At 72.9% G+C, this 15,701-nt stretch carries 18 protein-coding genes and 1 riboswitch; of the genes, 4 read left to right on the top strand and 14 right to left on the bottom strand.

What is annotated here, in order from left to right:
• Nucleotides 1-57: 57 nt before the first annotated feature.
• The 3 genes from KM427_RS10755 to KM427_RS10745 are packed head-to-tail and all read right to left on the bottom strand — an operon-like array spanning nucleotide 58 to nucleotide 2,217.
• Nucleotides 58-957, bottom strand: a complete 900-nt coding sequence (locus tag KM427_RS10755) for a hypothetical protein (RefSeq protein ID WP_215527172.1) — start codon at nucleotides 955-957, stop codon at nucleotides 58-60.
• Nucleotides 954-1,457: a flavin reductase family protein gene (locus KM427_RS10750; protein ID WP_215527171.1), complete on the bottom strand. Its 504-nt coding sequence runs from the start codon at nucleotides 1,455-1,457 to the stop codon at nucleotides 954-956. Before KM427_RS10750 ends, KM427_RS10755 begins: the two co-directional genes overlap by 4 nt.
• Before the next feature lie 7 nt (nucleotides 1,458-1,464).
• Complete coding sequence (locus tag KM427_RS10745; RefSeq protein WP_502887152.1) at nucleotides 1,465-2,217, bottom strand: lysophospholipid acyltransferase family protein; 753 nt, start codon at nucleotides 2,215-2,217, stop codon at nucleotides 1,465-1,467.
• Between the two features lie 88 nt (nucleotides 2,218-2,305).
• On the opposite strand from KM427_RS10745, the gene KM427_RS10740 reads away from it, so the two are divergent.
• The 3 genes from KM427_RS10740 to KM427_RS10730 are packed head-to-tail and all read left to right on the top strand — an operon-like array spanning nucleotide 2,306 to nucleotide 4,874.
• A complete protein-coding gene (locus KM427_RS10740; RefSeq protein WP_215527170.1) occupies nucleotides 2,306-3,079 on the top strand; it encodes an alpha/beta hydrolase in 774 nt (257 codons plus the stop codon).
• 21 nt (nucleotides 3,080-3,100) lie between these two features.
• Nucleotides 3,101-3,592 (top strand): hypothetical protein, encoded by a 492-nt coding sequence (locus KM427_RS10735; protein WP_215527169.1) that lies wholly within the window; start codon nucleotides 3,101-3,103, stop codon nucleotides 3,590-3,592.
• A 37-nt stretch (nucleotides 3,593-3,629) separates the two neighbouring features.
• Nucleotides 3,630-4,874 carry an ornithine cyclodeaminase, nickel-pincer nucleotide-dependent gene (locus tag KM427_RS10730; RefSeq protein ID WP_183590438.1) on the top strand — a complete coding sequence of 415 codons (1,245 nt, stop codon included), beginning with the start codon at nucleotides 3,630-3,632 and terminating at the stop codon, nucleotides 4,872-4,874.
• Here KM427_RS10730 and KM427_RS10725 read toward each other — a convergent pair.
• The 7 genes from KM427_RS10725 to KM427_RS10695 form a co-directional block, all read right to left on the bottom strand.
• The gene (locus tag KM427_RS10725) at nucleotides 4,807-5,775 is read right to left on the bottom strand and encodes an ROK family protein (RefSeq protein WP_183590439.1); all 969 of its coding nucleotides are present in this window, start codon (nucleotides 5,773-5,775) and stop codon (nucleotides 4,807-4,809) included. The two genes, KM427_RS10730 and KM427_RS10725, sit on opposite strands and share 68 nt — an antisense overlap.
• Nucleotides 5,776-5,807: 32 nt before the next feature.
• Entirely contained in the window at nucleotides 5,808-6,089 is a 282-nt protein-coding gene (locus KM427_RS10720; protein WP_183590440.1) for a type II toxin-antitoxin system RelE family toxin, read from the bottom strand.
• The gene (locus KM427_RS10715) at nucleotides 6,086-6,352 is read right to left on the bottom strand and encodes a type II toxin-antitoxin system Phd/YefM family antitoxin (RefSeq protein ID WP_183590441.1); all 267 of its coding nucleotides are present in this window, start codon (nucleotides 6,350-6,352) and stop codon (nucleotides 6,086-6,088) included. Before KM427_RS10715 ends, KM427_RS10720 begins: the two co-directional genes overlap by 4 nt.
• A 52-nt stretch (nucleotides 6,353-6,404) precedes the next feature.
• Nucleotides 6,405-7,346, bottom strand: coding sequence for an ROK family glucokinase (locus KM427_RS10710; protein ID WP_183590442.1), 942 nt, complete (start codon nucleotides 7,344-7,346; stop codon nucleotides 6,405-6,407).
• A gap of 190 nt (nucleotides 7,347-7,536) precedes the next feature.
• Nucleotides 7,537-7,926, bottom strand: coding sequence for a hypothetical protein (locus KM427_RS10705; RefSeq protein ID WP_215527168.1), 390 nt, complete (start codon nucleotides 7,924-7,926; stop codon nucleotides 7,537-7,539).
• A gap of 1 nt (nucleotide 7,927) precedes the next feature.
• Nucleotides 7,928-9,121 (bottom strand): ArsA family ATPase, encoded by a 1,194-nt coding sequence (locus KM427_RS10700; protein ID WP_215527167.1) that lies wholly within the window; start codon nucleotides 9,119-9,121, stop codon nucleotides 7,928-7,930.
• On the bottom strand, nucleotides 9,121-9,561 hold the full coding sequence (locus tag KM427_RS10695; protein ID WP_215527166.1) for an SRPBCC family protein: 441 nt from the start codon (nucleotides 9,559-9,561) through the stop codon (nucleotides 9,121-9,123). Before KM427_RS10695 ends, KM427_RS10700 begins: the two co-directional genes overlap by 1 nt.
• A gap of 102 nt (nucleotides 9,562-9,663) precedes the next feature.
• On the opposite strand from KM427_RS10695, the gene KM427_RS10690 reads away from it, so the two are divergent.
• Complete coding sequence (locus KM427_RS10690) at nucleotides 9,664-11,463, top strand: AMP-dependent synthetase/ligase (protein ID WP_215527165.1); 1,800 nt, start codon at nucleotides 9,664-9,666, stop codon at nucleotides 11,461-11,463.
• A gap of 16 nt (nucleotides 11,464-11,479) precedes the next feature.
• Here KM427_RS10690 and KM427_RS10685 read toward each other — a convergent pair whose 3' ends face one another.
• The 4 genes from KM427_RS10685 to KM427_RS10670 form a co-directional block, all read right to left on the bottom strand.
• Entirely contained in the window at nucleotides 11,480-12,727 is a 1,248-nt protein-coding gene (locus tag KM427_RS10685) for a M48 family metallopeptidase (protein WP_215527164.1), read from the bottom strand.
• Nucleotides 12,724-13,998 carry a hypothetical protein gene (locus KM427_RS10680; protein ID WP_215527163.1) on the bottom strand — a complete coding sequence of 425 codons (1,275 nt, stop codon included), beginning with the start codon at nucleotides 13,996-13,998 and terminating at the stop codon, nucleotides 12,724-12,726. Before KM427_RS10680 ends, KM427_RS10685 begins: the two co-directional genes overlap by 4 nt.
• A gap of 50 nt (nucleotides 13,999-14,048) precedes the next feature.
• The gene (locus KM427_RS10675; RefSeq protein ID WP_183590449.1) at nucleotides 14,049-15,032 is read right to left on the bottom strand and encodes a C40 family peptidase; all 984 of its coding nucleotides are present in this window, start codon (nucleotides 15,030-15,032) and stop codon (nucleotides 14,049-14,051) included.
• 13 nt (nucleotides 15,033-15,045) lie between these two features.
• Nucleotides 15,046-15,232, bottom strand: a riboswitch (cyclic di-AMP (ydaO/yuaA leader).
• Between the two features lie 233 nt (nucleotides 15,233-15,465).
• A complete protein-coding gene (locus tag KM427_RS10670; RefSeq protein ID WP_183590450.1) occupies nucleotides 15,466-15,672 on the bottom strand; it encodes a hypothetical protein in 207 nt (68 codons plus the stop codon).
• Nucleotides 15,673-15,701: the final 29 nt, after the last annotated feature.

Raw genomic sequence — 15,701 nt, 5'->3', positions numbered from 1 at the left:
ATACCCAGTGACGATCTGGCTGTTCCCGAGGTCCGGGAACAGCCAGATCGTCACTGGCTATCGCTGCAGCCGCGCCAGCGCCGCGCGGGCGGCATCGCGGGCCCGGGCGGCGGCGTCGAGGTCGGCGGTCGCCTCGGAGCGGGCCTCCTCGGCCTCGGCGAGCTCGTCGTCGGTCTCCTCGGCGGAGGCCTCGAGGTCGTCGATGCGGCCGCGCAGCTCGGCGATCTCGGCCTGCAACTGGAGGCCGCGGGCCTCGAGGGTCTCGACCGTGGCGGTGGCGTCACCGTGGGCGGCCTCGGCCGCGGCGTACGCCTCCTGCGCCTCGGCGAGTGCCGTCTCGGCGGCGACGACGGCCTTCGCGTCCGCCTCGGGATCGGGTACGACGTGCAGGTCGGGCCGACCCGGCGGCTCGGCCTCCCGCGCGGCAGCGACGAAGCCCAGCGCCTCGGGCACGGCCACCGCACCCTCCACCTCGGCCGGCTCGAGCCCGGTCGTGGTGAGTGCGGCGACGAGCATCCCGCTGCGCAGCGCCTGGCCGCAGCGCTCGTCGACCATCGCGGCGGTGAGCGTCGCCTCGACCTGGTCGGCGACGGCCTGGGTGACCCGAGTGCCCTCCTCGCGGGCGATCCGGCGGGCACCGGTCGTCACGGCGGCGGTGAGCTGGCGACGCTGCCGGGTCAGCGCCCGCAGCTCGTCGGCTGACATCGCGGCCTGCGCCCCACGCAGCGCGGCACCGACCGCCAACACCTGGTCGACCTGCTCCGCATCGCGGCGTACCAGCAGGTTGGCGACCCATGCCGCGGTCGACGGCTTCCGCAGCGCCTTGACCCGGGCGGCCACCGGGGTGCCCTTCAGCGCCTTCGCCCGGGCGTCGCGGGACGGCGTGAAGTCCGCCAGCGGGAGCCCGTAGAGCTCGTCGGCGATCCGCAGCAGCTCGTCGGTCGTCGAGTCGCTCACGGCCGCACCCACCGACCCCGCCGGCTCACCAGCGGCTCGGCGTCGTCGCCGACGGTCAGCGACTCGATCACGCACGTGAGCAGCGTCGACCAGCCGACCTCGACCGCCGACTCCACGGACACGCCCGCCCAGGTCACGGCGTCGGCGAGGCGAGGCCCCCAGGACGTGTCGGCGAACGTCGCCATCCGCCACGGCCCGCCGGGTGCGGGGGCGGTGCCGGCGAACGCCTCCGCCAGGTCGCGGTGCCGCCACGACAGCAGCTGCACGACGGCCCGGCCGGCGCGCGTCGCCTCGTCGGCCAGATCGCTGTCGGGGTCGACCAGCAGCAGCATCCGCGCCGGAGAGCCGTTGGCGACCATCAGCGACGAGACGGTCAGCCCGGCGCGCGCCGCCGGCCCCCCGGCGGTGACGAGCGAGACCGTGCCGCCGAGCCGACCGCGGAGACGGCGTACGGGGTCGGGATCGGGGTCCGCGAAGGGATGCGTGTCGTGGATCGTCACAGGACCGTCAGGACGCGAGCCGCGACGGGCCCTCGCCGTGGCCGCCGTCCTTCTCGACCTTCGACAGCTCCTTGGCCCGGGTGGCGTACATGTCGACGTACTCCTGACCGGAGAGCCGCATGATCTCGTACATGATCTCGTCGGTGATGGAGCGCAGGATGTAGCGGTCGTTCTCCATGCCGTCGTAGCGGGAGAAGTCCAGCGGCTTGCCGAAGCGCACGACCGGCCGGGTGAACCGGCCGAAGGTCTTGCCCGGAGGCGCCACCACGTCGGTGCCGACGACGGCGACCGGGATCACCGGGACCTTCGACTCCAGCGCGAGGCGGGCCACCCCGACCTTGCCGCGGTAGAGCCGGCCGTCGTGGGAGCGGGTGCCCTCGGGGTAGATGCCGAAGAGCTCGCCCTCGGCGAGCAGCCGCTTCGCGGAGATGATCGCCCCCTCGGAGGCGCTGCCGCCGGACCGGTCGATCGGCACCTGCCCGGACCCCTTGAAGAAGGTCTTCTGCAGCCAGCCCTTGAGACCCGGGGTCGTGAAGTACTCCGCCTTGGCCACGAACGTCACCCGGCGCGGCAGTGTGAGCGGCATGAACAGCCAGTCGGCGTACGAGAGGTGGTTGCTGGCGAGGATCGCGGGACCCTCGAGGGGGACGTTCTCGGCGCCCGACACCCGCGGCCGGAACACGAGCCGGAGCCATGGGCCGAGCGCGATCCACTTCAGGAACCAGTAGAACACCGCCACCTCCGCACCAGCCCGAGTCACCTTCGCGGGAAGCCTAGTACCCGGCCCGCCGCTGGTCTCCCCACCCGTTGTACTCCCCGAGACGGGTCCGGTGGTGCACACTGCGCAGATGACGATCCATCCGCTGGCCGCGCCGCTGTCGGAGCCCGCCCGGCCGGAGCTGACCGGAGGCCGCCGGATCGGGGTCCTCCTCAGCCACGGATTCACCGGCCAGCCGGCCTCGATGAAGCCGTGGGGCGAGGCACTGGCGGAGCGTGGGTACGCCGTCGAGGTGCCGCGCCTGCCCGGGCACGGCACCACGTGGCAGGAGCTCAACACGCTGACCTGGGCCGACTGGTACGCCGAGCTCGACCGGACCCTCGACCGGCTGGTCGCCGAGAACGACGCCGTCGTCGTGGGTGGCCTGTCGATGGGCGGCGCGCTCGTGCTGCGGCTCGCCGCGGACCGGCCGGGCGACGTCGCCGGCGTGATGGTGGTGAACCCGGCGGTGGCGACCAAGCGACTCGACGTCAAGCTGCTGCCGGTGCTCAAGCACCTGGTGAAGTCGTTTCCCGGCATCGCCGACGACATCAAGAAGCCGGGCGCCGAGGAGTTCGGCTACACGCGTACGCCGTTGAAGGCGGTCCACTCGATGATGCAGCAGTGGCCGGAGCTGGTCGCCGACCTGCCGAAGGTCACCGCGCCGCTGCTCTACTTCCGCTCGGCCGAGGACCACGTCGTCGACGAGGCCTCCGAGCCGCTGATCACCGGCCGGGTGTCCTCCCGCGACGTCACCGTGGTCCGGCTCGCGGACAGCTACCACGTCGCCACGCTCGACCACGACGCCCAGCGGATCTTCGACGAGAGTGCCGCATTCGTCGCCCGAGTGGCCACTATTTCGTAGGACGGGCATACGCTCGTGGATGTGCCGGACCCCCGCGACCCGCGCGACGAGCGCGGCGATCACGATCACCACGACCAGAGCGCCGACGAGCGCGCCTGGCAGGCGATCGTCGACAACTACGGCGAGCGCGCCGAGATCGACGAGTCGCCCGCGGCCGAGCCACCGGTGTCCGACGCACCCTTCGGCGGTCGGTTCGGCGACCCGCGCGCGTTCCTCGAGGACGCCGATGACCCCTACGTCGGGCACGAGCCCGCCGACCTCGACGACGCCGAGGACGGCTACGTGCCGCCACCACCACCGCCGCTCCCGACGGTGGCCCCCGACCGCGGGCTGGCCTGGGCCGGCGTCTTCGGCTCGCCGACCATCCTGCTGGTCTCGCTGATCCTCGGCATCGACCTGCCCAGCTGGCTGGGCTACCTGCTGATCGCCGGCTTCGTCGGCGGCTTCGTCTACCTGGTGCTCAAGATGCCCCGCGAGCCCCGCGACCCCTGGGACGACGGCGCGCAGGTCTAGTGGTCGTCTCGAAGCCCCCCGGCATTACTGTGCCATCGTGAGCGTCAACGAGACCGTCGAGATCACCGGCCACCTGATGGACCACGGCATCCTGTCGCGGGTCCTCGACGACATCCGCGAGTACGGCGGCGACTACACGATCGACCGCTTCGACGTCGGCCGCGAGACCGACGACACCTCGCACGCCGTGGTCAACGTGATCGCGGAGGACGAGGAGTCGCTCCAGCGACTGCTGATGCGGCTGCAGACCCGCGGCGTGAACCAGGTCGACCCGGGCACCGCCCAGGTCACGGAGGCCGACCGGGACGGCGTCTTCCCCGACCAGTTCTACTCGACCACGAACCTCGAGACCCGGGTGCGCATCGACGGCACCTGGCTGCAGGTCGAGAACCCGGAGATGGACTGCGGCCTGGTGCTCGAGCGCGACGCCGACGGCAAGCCGGTCCGCGTCTACACGCTGCCGATGTCCGACGTACGCGCCGGCATGCTCGTCGTCACCGGCGCCGACGGCATCAAGGTGACGATCCCGGCGCCCGACCGGAGCGGGGAGGCGTTCGGGTTCATGGAGTCGGAGGTGTCCTCGGAGAAGCCCCAGGCCGTGCTGGTGCGCCAGGTCGCCGACGGCATGCGCGAGGCCAAGGCGGCCGGCAAGAAGGTGCTGTGGGTCGGCGGCCCGGGCATCGTCCACACCGGCGCCGCACCGGCGATGGTCGCGATGGTCGAGGCGGGGTACGTCGACGTGCTGTTCGCCGGCAACGCCCTCGCGACCCACGACATCGAGTCCGCGCTCTATGGCACCAGCCTCGGCGTCGACCTCGCGATGGGCCGCGGCGTCGAGCACGGCCACGAGCACCACATCCGCGCGATCAACACGATCCGCAAGGCGGGCTCGATCCGCGAGGCGGTCGAGGCCGGGGTGCTGACCCGCGGGATCATGCACGCTCTCGTCCGGCACGACAAGGAGTACGTGCTGGTCGGCTCGGTGCGCGACGACGGCCCGCTGCCCGACGTCTACACCGACGTCATCGAGGGTCAGCGTGCGATGCGCGCCCAGCTCGAGGACGTCGGCTTCTGCCTGATGACCGCGACCATGCTGCACTCCGTCGCGACCGGCAACATCCTGCCGGCGTCGATCCCGCTGGTCTGCGTCGACATCAACCCGGCGACGGTCACCAAGCTCGCCGACCGGGGCTCCTCCCAGGCCCGCGGCATCGTCACCGACGTCGGGCTGTTCCTCGAGCAGCTTGCCGTCGAGCTCGTGCCCGAGTACCGGCGGTCCTGAACCGCTGCCGGGCCAGGTCGGCCGCCCCGATCGCCCCGGCCTCCGGCCCGAGCGCGGCGCGGACGACCGGCGGGACCGTGCGGTGGTCGGCCCCGACCAACGACGTACGCAGCGCGCTGCGCGCCGGCTCGAGCAGCAGGTCGCCCGCGGCCGAGAGCCCGCCCCCGATCACCACGATCTCGGGATCGAACGCCGCGACCAGGTTGGCCACCCCGACGCCGAGCCACGTGCCCACGGACGCGAACGCCTCCAGCGCCAGCGGGTCGCCGGCCTCGGCGGCCTCGGTGATCATCGGACCGGTCAGCTGGTCGCCACCGCCGCGCTCGCGGACGAAGCGGACCAGCGCGTTGCCGCTGCAGTACTGCTCCCAGCAGCCGGCGCCGCCGCACTCGCAGCCGCGGCCGTCGGGCACGACCTGCATGTGGCCGAACTCCCCCGCCATGCCGTTGTAGCCGCGGTGCACGGTGCTCTCGAGCACGACCGCGCCGCCGATCCCGGTGCCCAGCGTGATGACCAGCGCGTTCTCGGCGTCCCCCACCGCGCCGTACACGACCTCGGCGCGGGCCGCACAGTTCGCGTCGTTGTCGAGCACCACCGGCGCGCTCCAGCGCTCGGCCAGCCGCGCGCGCACGCCCTCGTCGCGCCACGGCAGGTGCGGCGCGAACCGCACCCGCTCCCCCTGCGCGTCGACGAAGCCGGCCGCGGCGATCCCGATCGCGCTGATCCGGCGGATGCCCGCGATCTCCTGGACCGCCTCGGTCAGCGCGTCCTCGACCAGACTCGCCTCCACCCGGCGCCCCGGCGTCGTGCGCAGTGCCGTGCGCAGCACCCGCCCGGAGCGCGACACGGCCGTCGCCAGGACCTTGGTGCCGCCGATGTCGACGCCGATGAACAGAGCCACGCGGGCTATTCGACCACGCCGCTCGGACGCCGCTACCTCGGCCGATACACCTCCGCCCGGTGTTCGATGCGCATCACGAGGATCTCATCGGCCTCGTCGTCGATGCGATAGAGCACGCGGTAGGTGCCGCGCCGAGCCGCGCGGATACCGGCCAGCTCGCCACGCAGCGCCTTCCCGACCCGCTGCGGGTTCTCGAGCAGCGGCCCGGTGAGGAACTCGATGACCGCGGTCGCCACCGGCTCCGGCAGCCCCGACTGCAGGGCCCGGACGGCCGGAGGGGCCAGGACCAGTTCGTACGGCGGGCTCGTGCTCACCGACGAAGGGCCCGCACCGCGTCCGCGCCGCGAACGACATCTCCGGTGCGGTAGGCGGCATCGGCCTCCCGGATGTCGGCCATGGCCTGCGGATCGCTGAGCACGGCGAGGGTCTCCTCCAGCTCGGCAAGGTCGTCGGGACTGATGATGACGGCCGCGGCCCGGCCGTTGCGCGTGACCGTAACCCGCTCGTGCTCGCGTTCGACGCGATCAATGACGTCGCTGAAGTGGTTGCGAACTTCGCGCAGCGGCTCGACAGACATGACCACAATTGTGGCGCTCCGGACCCGAATACTCAACCCTTCACGGAGCGACTCAGCGCCGGGACAGGTCGGCGGCGCCGATCAGGCCGGCGCGGTTGCCGAGGCGGGCCTTGCGGATCTCGGGGATCGGGCGGAAGCCGCGGCCGACCAGCTGGGCGCCGAACGCCTCGCGGGTGGGGCCGAGCAGCAGCTCGTCGGCCTCGCTCACGCCGCCGCCGATCACGACCACCCCGGGGTCGAGGATCTCGGTGAGCGACGCGATGCCCTCGCCCAGCCACCGACCGAGCTCGGAGAGCTGCTGGATCGCGCCCTGGTCGCCGTGCTGGGCGGCCTCGGTGATCAGCGGCCCGGTGATCGCGTTCAGGTCGCCGCCGGCGCGCTGGAGCATGCCCTGCGCGATCATCGCGCCGCTCATCGCCAGCGCTCGGGCCTCGCGCACCAGGGCGGAGCCGCTGGCGTACTGCTCGAAGCAGCCGTGCTTGCCGCAGCCGCAGAGGATCCCGTTCGGTACGACGCGCATGTGGCCGATCTCGGCGCCGACGCCGTTCGCCCCGCGGTAGACCTCGCCGTCGAGCACCAGGCCGCCGCCGACACCGGTGCCGACCGTCACGAGCAGCAGGTCGTCGACGTCGTGGCCGGCTCCGTAGACGAACTCGCCCCAGGCCGCGGCGTTGGCGTCGTTCTCGATCACGACGGGCAGGTCGACCCGCTTCTCGAGCTCACCCTTGAGGTCCTCGTTGCGCCAGGCCACGTTGGGGGCGAACAACACCACCGCCCGGGCCTTGTCGATGTAGCCCGCCGCGCCGACGCCGACGGTGGCGATGTCGTGGCGGGACCGCAGGTCGGTGACCAGGCCCGCGATCGCCTCCTCGATCGCCTCGGCGTCGGTCGCCGGCGACTCCACGCGCAGCGCCTCGAGGATCACGCCGTGCTCGTCGACCACGCCACCGGCGATCTTGGTGCCGCCCACGTCGATCCCACAGGCCAGGCTCATCGGGCCACCGCCTGCGGCCGGATCCGGGCGGCGGTGGGCAGTCCACCTGATGCCGGCCGGGGCAGGTGGAGCGCCCACCGCTCCTCGGCCCCCCGTGCAGCGGGAGGTGGGCAGTCCACCTGATGCCAGCTGAGGAAGGTGGAGCATCCACCGCCGTTCGGCGAGACACGCGGTGATCGACGCAGCCTGCTCATCGGTCGTCCTCCTCGGGATCGGTGTCGTCGGGCCACTCGTCGCCCTCGTCGTCGAGGTCGATGTGCTCGACCCCGCTCTCCGCGGCGCCCCGATCGTGGGTGCCGGCCGCGGCCACCAGCCCGGCGAGGGCGTGGAGCGCCGAGGTCGCCGCGCTCGCGAGCTGCGTGCGCACCTCGGGGCTCAGCTCCCGCACCGCGTGCACGGTGCGGCAGATCGGGCAGTACGAGCACTCCGGCGCGCCGGTGGCCAGATGCTCCTCCACGTCGTGGGTCGCGTCCCTCGCCCAGCCGGTCAGCGCACCGAGGAGCTTCGCGGCCTCCTCGGCGAGGCTGCCCACCTCGGGCCCCTCGGGCCCGTCGCCCGGCTCGTTCCCGTCCCCGCTCACGTCATCTCCCTGCCTCGTCCACGGGGCCCTCGACGAACCGCACCCGCAGCTCGCCCGCCTCCACCCGGGCACCGGCGACGCGGTGCCGCGCCAGCCCGGATGGGAGCGTGACCACCCGACGATACGATCCCACGGTCACGACCAGATCGTCGCCGGTGCGCGCCAGCTGGACCTCGGCGCGCGAGACCAGCGGCAGCGCGAGCCGCAGCACCGTGCCGCCGCGTCCGCGGGTGACCTGGAACGGCCCGCTGCCCGTCGCGGCCGCCAGCGGGTCGTCGGCGCCGTACACCTCCCCCGCCAGCGCGGTCAGCGCCGCCACGCCGACCGGCTCGCGGGGTCGGTACGCCGAGCGCCACAGCGGCAGCCCGGCGAAGGACTCCGTGACCCGCTCGAGCACCTCGTCCTGCGCGACCACCCAGCCGGCCCGCCAGTCGTCGGCGCCGCCGTCGGGGAACACCCGGTTGGCGACCACGCCGTCCACCCGGTAGCCGAAGAGCGACAGGGTCGTGTACGACCGGCGCGCCTCGGCGAGCACGACGTTCTCGGGGGTCAGCACGATCCGCACGCTGGCGTCCGGACCGGCCAGCAGGGTCCGGACCTCGTCGAGCTCGGCGTGCAGTCGCTCGATCGCGTCGAAGACGGTGTCCCCCGGCATCGGCACGCCCGCAGCCCGGCTCAGCACCGGCCGCAGCGCCTTGACCACGCGCCGCTCGACGGGGAGCACCCGGTGCAGGTACCAGCCGAGCGCCTCCGGGAGCGCGAGCAGCCGCAGCGTCTCCGCCGTCGGCGCGCAGTCGACGACGATCACCTCCCAGGCGCCCGACCGGGCCTGGAGCCGCAGCTCGAGCAGCGCCAGCACCTCCTCGGCGCCGGGGATGACCGTCAGCTCCTCCGCGGTGACGGGGTCGAGGCCGGTCGCGTCGAGCACCGAGAGCAGGTAGCGCTGGACATCGGCCCAGGACTGCTCGAAGCGCAGCTGGGCGTCGACCTGCTGGACGTAGAGGTTGCTCGCGACCTCGGTCGGCTCCGCGCCGATCGTGCCGGGCGGGCAGCCGAACGCGTCGGCCAGCGAGTGCGCCGCATCGGTCGAGAGCACGAGCGTGCGCCGTCCGGCGGCGGCCGCCAGCGCCGCCGTACCGGCCGCGATCGTCGACTTCCCGACCCCTCCCTTGCCGGTGAACAGGAGGATGCGCACTACGAGGTCGACTCGACGCGCTTCTTCAGGCCCTTGAGCGCGGTCTCGATCAGGATCTTCTCGCCCTTGCGCTTGAGCATGCCGATCAGCGGGATCGAGACGTCGAGCGCCAGGCGGTAGGTCACCTCGGTGGACCCGTTGCCGAGGTCGCGCAGCACGTAGGCGCCGTCGAGCGCGCGCAGCATCTTGCCCTCGACCAGCGTCCAGGTGACCTCGTCGTAGCCGTCCCACTCGTAGGCGAGGGTGTACTCGTCCTTGATCGGGCTGACGTCGAGCGCGAAGAACACCTGCTCCGCCCAGCCGTCGGCACCCTCCGCGACCACCTCGGCGGTCGTGACGCCCTTGGCCCACTCGGGGTAGGCCGGGAAGTCCCCGATGACCTCCATGACCTCGGCGGGGGCGGCGTCGATGACGATCGACGAGGTGGTCTGCTCGGCCATCGGGCCCCCTTGCTCACGGGCTGGTCTCGACTGGTAGGTCTCCACTGGGGCTGCGAGCGTACCGGATGGGCCGGACCCTCGAACACGCGGTAACCTCAGCCGGTGCGTGAGTTCTCGACCCCGCTGACGACCGAGATCCCGACCACCGGCAATCTCACCGACGACGTGGTGACCAACGCGCGCGAGGCCGCTTCGACGGTGATGTTCAGCCGGCGCGCCGGCGGCCCCGAGAGCCCGTGGGTCGACGTGACCGCGGCCGCCTTCCTCGCCGAGGTCGGCGCGGTGGCCAAGGGCCTGATCGCCGCCGGCATCGAGGTCGGCGACCGGGTCGCGCTGATCTCCAAGACGCGCTACGAGTGGACGCTGCTCGACTACGCCATCTGGTTCGCGGGCGCCGTCACCGTGCCGATCTACGAGACCTCCTCGGCCGAGCAGATCCGATGGATCCTCGGCGACTCCGGCGCCCGCGCGGTCATCGCCGAGACCTCCGGCCACCTCGCCCGCGTGGCCGAGTCCCGCGCCGAGCTCGACCAGCTCAACCACGTCTGGTCGATCACCGACAACGCGGTCGACGCGCTGACCCGGCTCGGCGGCGACATCTCCGACGAGGAGCTCGAGAAGCGGCGTACGACGGCGACGCCCCTCGACCTCGCGACCCTGATCTACACCTCGGGCACGACCGGCCGCCCCAAGGGCTGCATGCTCACCCACGGCAACTTCATGTTCGAGCTGGGCGTCGCGGTCGACGAGCTCGAGCGGCTCTTCCACGAGGACGACGGCGCCACGCTGCTCTTCCTGCCGCTGGCCCACGTGTTCGCGCGGATCATCCAGATCGGCTGCGTGAAGTCGCGCACCCGGATGGGCCACACCGCCGACATCAAGCAGCTGCTGCCCGACCTGGCGGAGTTCCGCCCGACGTTCATCCTCGCGGTCCCCCGGGTCTTCGAGAAGGTCTTCAACACCGCCTCGCAGCGTGCCACCGCCGACGGCCGCGGCAAGATCTTCGACGCCGCCGCCGAGACCGCGATCGCCTACTCCCGCGGCATCGAGCGCGGCAAGATCCCGTTCGCGGTCCGCGCCAAGCACGCCGTCTTCGACAAGCTCGTCTACGGCAAGCTGCGCGCCGCGCTGGGCGGCCGGTGCCTGTACGCCGTGTCCGGCGGCGCCCCGCTCGGCGAACGCCTCGGCCACTTCTACCGGGGCATCGGCCTCGTGGTGCTCGAGGGCTACGGCCTGACCGAGACCACCGCGGCGCTCACCGCGAACCTCCCCGACGCCACGAAGATCGGCACCGTCGGCCGGCCGCTCCCCGGCACCGCCGTCCGGGTCGCCGACGACGGCGAGCTGCTGTTCCGCGGCGGCCAGGTGATGGCCGGCTACTGGCACAACGACGAGGCGACGGCCGAGGTGCTGGAGTCCGACGGCTGGTTCCACACCGGCGACCTCGGCGAGGTCGACGACGAGGGCTTCGTGCGGATCACCGGCCGCAAGAAGGAGATCCTGGTGACCGCGGGCGGCAAGAACGTCGCCCCCGCCGTGCTCGAGGACCGCCTGCGCGGCCACCTGCTCGTCGACCAGTGCATCGTCGTCGGCGACGGCCAGCCGTTCATCGCGGCGCTGGTCACCCTCGACCGCGAGGCGATCCCGCTGTGGGCCGAGCAGCACGGCAAGCGCAACAACATCGCCGAGCTCGTCGACGACCCCGACCTGCAGGCCGAGATCCAGGCGGCCGTCGACGACGCCAACAAGGCCGTCTCCAAGGCCGAGTCGATCCGCAAGTTCACGATCCTCGTCGACGAGTGGACCGAGGAGGGCGGCCAGCTGACGCCGAGCCTCAAGCTCAAGCGCAACGTCGTGATGCGCGAGTTCAAGGACGACGTCGCGGCGCTCTACGTCGGCTGACCCCGCACCAACCGGGTCAGTCGTCGAAGCCGCGCTCGGCGAGCTGCTGGGCGATCGCGATCCGGGTCAGGCCGGTGGGGTGCGAGCCGAACCAGAACTGCGAGAGCGCCGGCGGGGTCGGGTCGGCCAGGGAGCGCAGCGCGAGCTGGCGCTGCACGGCCTCGAACGCCGCCGGGTCGCGGGTCACCTCGAGCGCGTCCACGTCGGCGCGGGTCTCGATCTGCCGGCTGATGGTGTTCTGCATCGGCGAGGCCAGGAAGGTGCCGATCGCCAACAGCGCGAGCACCAGCGGCACCACGGCCGGCTCCGGCATCGACGGCCGCCCGCGCCGGGACAGCCCTCCCACCACGAGGGCCAGCAGCCCCACCCCGAACACCGCACCGGCCGCGCCCAGCAGCGACCCGGTGAGCACGTCGTCGTGCTTGGCGTGCGCCAGCTCGTGGGCGACGACCGACAGCACCTGCGCCCGGGGGACGTCGTCGACCAGGTTGTCGTAGAGAACCACCCGTCGGGTGCTGCCGAAGCCGGACACGTAGGCGTTCAGCGTGGTCGTACGCCGCGAGGCGTCGGCCACGAGCACGTCGTCGACGGGCACCCCCTCCCGGTCGGCGAGCGCCAGGATGTCGGTGCGCAGCGACCCCGCCTCCAGCGGCCGGAACTCGTTGAACAGCGGCTCGACCAGCACCGGGTAGACGAACGACCCGGCCAGCACGAGCACGGCGAGCAGCCCGCCGGCCACCGCCGGCCAGACCCGCGGCCAGAGTCGGGCACACCCGACCAGCACCAGCAGCAGGAGCGACAGCGCCACGATCTGCACGATCTCGGTGCGGACGACGTCGGCGGCGAATCCGCTCCACGCCTGGTTGCTCAGCCCGTGGTCGAGCGCCCGCCGGCGCAGCGCCACCGAGAAGGGCAGCGTGCAGACCCGGCCCACCAGCACGACCACCGCGACGGCCAACACCACCCGCACCCACCACCAGCCGGGCAGCCGCCCGACCAGGCGCTGTCCCCACCGGCTGAAGCCGAGCACACACGAGACCACCAGCGATACCGCGAGCGAGCTCCAGCTCAGCACCCGCGACCAGCGGGCGTACTCCTCGCCGCGCGCGAGCTGCTCGGGGGTGAAGACCGACGACACGGCGACCGGGGCGGGCGTGCCGCCCGGCACCGGCTGCCACGGCACCAGCAGGGCGGCGAGCACCACGAACGCGGCGCCACCGACGAGCGTGACGACCAGCGCGACCCGCCGGTCGGGGCTGCTCATGCCGCCCCCGCCGCGTCGGCCAGGGTCGCGAGGTAGTCGCGCCACCGCCCGGTCAGGCCGGCGACGCTCAGGCCGGTGGCCGCCGCCAGTGCCGGTCCGACGCTCCGGCCGCGGTCGACGGCGCGGTAGAGCGTCACCAGCGCGGCCTCCCCCGCGTCCTCGGCGATCAGCCGGCAGGCCAGCCAGGCGCTCTCGTACGTCGCGCCAAGCCGGGGCGTGTGGGCTCCGAACGCGGCCGCGTCGGGCAGCGCCCGCGGCGAGCCGGACCGGCGTACGGTCGCGATGATCTGGGCCGCGGAGCGCTCGACGGGCAGGGCGACGTCGCGCAGCGCGACGTAGTCGGCGAAGCCCTCCAGCAGCCAGAGCGGGGCCCGGCTGTCCCACGCGCCGGTCGCGACATGGGTGGCCTCGTGGCTCATCACGACCTGCGCGCCGGTGCGCCGCAGCCCGCCGAAGATCTCGGGGTTGGCGAAGACGTGCACCGCCGACCGCGGGGCCGCGGAGCCGTCGGCCGCGGCGGTCACGGCGGCGATCTGGTCGTAGCTGCCCGCGTCGGCGCCGAGCGCCTGCTCGAGCCCCTGCGCCGAGGCCGGCACCTCGACCACCAGCCCCCGGCGCCAGGTCGGCAGCACGGCACGAACGGCCGGCACGGCGGCCTCGGCACGAGCGACGTAGCGGTCGGCGCCCGCCACGGAGTCCGCGACCAGCACGAGGGTCGACGACGTACGCCGCACGTCGACCGGGCCCGCGAGCCAGACCGGGGAGACCCGGTCGCCGCCGCCGAAGCCGGCCAGCGCGACCCGGTCCCCCTCGTCGACCAGGTGCGCCGTGATCTCGGCGCGGGCCGAGACCGTGTCGAAGCCGCGGAAGCGCCACGTCGCGTCGACCGCCGCCGTCCACGCTCCGTCGGCGGTCGGCGCGCCGTCGTCGTCGACGTAGCGCAGCGTGAAGTCGGTGACCCGCAGCGCCTCGCCGTTCGCCGCCAGCGCCGCCAGCAGGCCACCGGCGCCGTCGTCCCCGCCCGGCGCGAGCCCGCGGGCGGCGTCCGGGTCGCGCTGCCGCACGGCGCGCTCGAACGCCGCGAGCGTGGTGCCGGCCCCCGCCGGCGCGACGCTCGGGCGCACCGCCCGCGGCGTCGGCGCGACGTAGGCGTCGTCGCGGACGACCGCCCAGCCGACCAGCGCCGCCGCGACCAGCACGCACAGCGAGAGGCCGGCCACCCACCAACGTGGGCGGCCGGCCTCTCGGGGCTGGTCGGGGGTCGTGCTCACCCCCGCATTGTGCCGTCAGGCGCCAAGGCCCGGGGCGACGGATCGGGCGATCAGCCGGGCCGGACGGCGCCGACGTACGGCATCGAGGACACCGAGGAGACCACGACACCGGTGCCGGGGTTGGCGGCGTGCACGATCATGCCGTTGCCGATGTACATGCCGACGTGGCTGATCGGGCTGTAGTAGAAGACCAGGTCGCCGGGCTGGAGGTCGCTCATCGCGATGTGCGGGCCGGAGCCGTACTGGGCGCTCGACGAGTGCGGCAGCGCGACGCCGGCCTGGGCCCAGGCCATCATCGTGAGACCGGAGCAGTCGAAGGCGTTGGGCCCGGCGGCGCCGTAGACGTAGGCGTCGCCGACCTGGGCCATCGCGTAGGCGATCGCCGCGGAGGCGCGGCCGGAGGCGGGCACGTCGGAGGGGATCCGCGCGACGCCGCGCGAGAGGATCTCCTCGCGCTCCTTGGCCTTGAGGTCGTCGAGGAGGCTCTCGGCCTCCTCGAGCTTCTTGTCGACGGTCGCCTTCTCCTCGCCCAGCTGCTTCTCGAGCGCGGCGACCTCGGTGGCGCGCCGCTCGGTCGCCTGCTGGCGGATGCCGAGCGCCTCGGCCTCGGTGGCGTACTTGTCGAACAGCTGCGACTGCAGGTCGTTGAAGGCCGACATCGTCGACAGCTGCGCGAGGAAGGACTGGGGGTCGTCGGAGACCACGACCTGGCCGACGTTCGAGAGGCTCTCGCCCTCGTACTGGCGCACGATCGAGTCCTGCACCTGGGAGCGGACGTCCTCGAACGCGTCGTCCTGGCGGGCCTGGTCGGCCTTCAGCGAGGTCAGGTCGCGCTGCAGGTCCTTCAGCTCGAGCTGGGCGTCGTGGTAGCGCTCCTGGGCCTGCTCCGCCTCGTGGTAGAGCTTGTCGACGCGGGCCTGGACGTCGTCGATGTCCGGCTCCGCCTGCGCGGGGCTGGACGGCATGAAGCCGACGCAGGCGATCATGGCGCAACCCGAGACGATGGTGGCGAGTCGCTTCCGGCTCTTCTGCACGAGCGGGCGGTCTCCTTCGGTACGTCGTACGCCTACCGGGTGAGCTGACGGATTCGGGCACGACATTTGCCCTACACCGGTCCGGTCCCGGCACGCACGCGTCCCGTCACCCTTCCGGTGATTCACCCCGGGCGGCGGGCGGGCCCGCCACCGATGGTTCCCCGGCTCCGGATGCTCCGACGGGTCGGCGCATCCGGATTCAGCGCGGTGGCCGCGCGGATCCGAGTGATCCACGTCCCCGGCCACCTGAGCGACTGAGGTTAGTCATGCCGGACCGCGGTCGCCAAACCTTCCACCGGCAACACGCCGGAATTTTGCATTGACCTTGCGGCTGACCCGCCGTGGATCCCCGGTTTTCCACAGCATCCGACCCAGAAGTCACATGCGTCACATCAGCCCCACCCCCGTCCCGCGGCGTCGTGGGTGGGCCGTCTCACGCCGACTCCATGTGCGGCGTGTCGACGGATCGGACCAGCCGCAGCGGCGGCACCAGCCCGCTCTCGGCCAGGACGTCGAGCGCGCGGCACTCGTCGTCGTCGAAGGTGAGCTCGGGCGGCGGACCGAGCAGGACGGTGACCACGCAGTCGTGGCAGTGCAACCCGCGGACCTCGCAGGTGTCGCAGTCGATTCTCGTGCTCATGAGAGGCACGGTGCCAGGGACCACCGACA

The sequence above is a fragment of the Nocardioides sp. LMS-CY genome (assembly GCF_018732145.1).
In the GTDB taxonomy this organism is placed as follows: Bacteria; Actinomycetota; Actinomycetes; order Propionibacteriales; family Nocardioidaceae; genus Nocardioides; species Nocardioides soli.
Note: the sequence above shows the minus strand (reverse complement) of the source record. Positions and strands in the feature narration are given on the sequence as shown.